This window comes from Streptomyces sp. A012304 (assembly GCF_026008495.1).
GTDB lineage: Bacteria > Actinomycetota > Actinomycetes > Streptomycetales > Streptomycetaceae > Streptomyces.
The window spans coordinates 1-1,583 of sequence record NZ_BQUN01000215.1 but is presented as its reverse complement, the minus strand read 5'-3'; the positions used below and the strand labels follow the sequence as shown (position 1 = coordinate 1,583).

Annotated in this window: 1 pseudogene; it reads left to right on the top strand. The window is 69.6% G+C overall.

Going from position 1 to position 1,583, the window contains the following annotated elements:
• Window positions 1-20: 20 nt before the first annotated feature.
• Window positions 21-1,583, top strand: a pseudogene (locus ALMP_RS42525) (hypothetical protein); the annotation flags it as partial.

Sequence of the window (1,583 nt, the reverse complement as noted above, 5' to 3'; positions counted from 1 at the left end):
TGCTGCGCTACGGCGAGCCGATGGCGCTCGGCGCCCGCGAGTCCGTCACCGCCTCCCCGTCGCCCTCGCCCACCGGCCCCGGCCAGATCTGCACCCAGCCCGACCCGGGCGACCCGGCCTTCTGCACCAACCCGCCCGGTGACGGCGGCAGCGAGCCGGACTTCATCCGGCACCCCGTCGACGGCGTCGCCATCCGTCTCTTCGAGTACGACGACAACGGCTTCCAGACCGGCATCGTCAGCGAGAACGGCGACAAGGTCACCCTCGGCTACGACGACCGCGGCAATGTGACCAGCCGCACCACCTGCCGGGCCGCCGGCGACTGCCAGACCTCGTACACCACCTACCCGGTGACGACGAGCGACTTCGACCTGCGGGGCGACCAGCCGTCGGAGACCCGGGACGGCCGCTCGTCCGGCCCCACCGACAACCGCTTCCGCACCCAGTACACGTACAACACCAGCGGTGCCCTGCTCACGCAGACCGCCCCCGACGGCGGCACGGCCAGGAACACCTACACGACCGGCGCCGAACCGGCCATCGGCGGCGGCAACACACCCACCGGGCTGCCGCTGACCACCGCCGACCCGCGCGGGAAGATCACCCGCTACCAGTACTACAAGAACGGCGACCTGGCCTGGGTGACCGAGCCGTCCGGGCGGGTCACCAAGTACACCTACGACGCGCTGGGCCGCAAGCTCACCGAGACCGTCGTCACGGACGCCTACCCGTCCGGCACCACGTCGACCTTCACCTACGACAAGCTCTCCCGCGTCGCCACCCTCACCGACCCGCCGGCCACCAACGTCGTCACCTCCGGCAAGCACCAGCAGAAGACCACCACGACCTACGACGCCGACGGCAACGTGGTGCGCACCGAGATCAGCGACCTGCTGGGCGGCGACGCCACCCGCGTGATGGCCTTCGAGCTCGACGACCGCGGCCGCCCCGAGCGGGTCACCGACGCCGAGGGCAGCGAGACGACGTACACCTACGACGTCTTCGGCAACAAGACCTCGATGGTCGACGCGGGCGGCAACCACTTCGACTACGTCTACACCGCGCGCAACATGATGGCCGAGACCCGGCTGCGCGACTGGGACGACGACGGGGGCGACGGGGACTACACCGTCCTGCAGTCGTACGCCTACGACATGGGCGGCCGGCTCGTCCGGCACACCGACTCGATGGGCCGCTCGCTCGTCTACCAGTACTACGGCGACGACCTGGTCAAGTCGATCACGCTCAAGGACTTCCACAACCTCGACGGCACCAAGCGCGACATCGTCGTGGAGTCCAACACCTACGACGGCGCCGGCAACGTCCTGACCGAGACGTCCGCCAACGGCAAGCTCGTCACCCAGTACACCTACGACGCGGTCGGCCGGGTGAAGTCCCAGGTGATGAACCCGGGCGGGCCGGCGCGGAGCACCACGTACACCTACGACATCGCCGGCAACGTGGAGACGACCGCCACCAGCGGTTCCCCCTCCAACGTGCCCTGGCCGGTGAGCGTCACCGGCGACTCCGTCCGCTACCAGTACGACGACGCGGGCAACGTCACCCACGAGACGGTCGAGAAC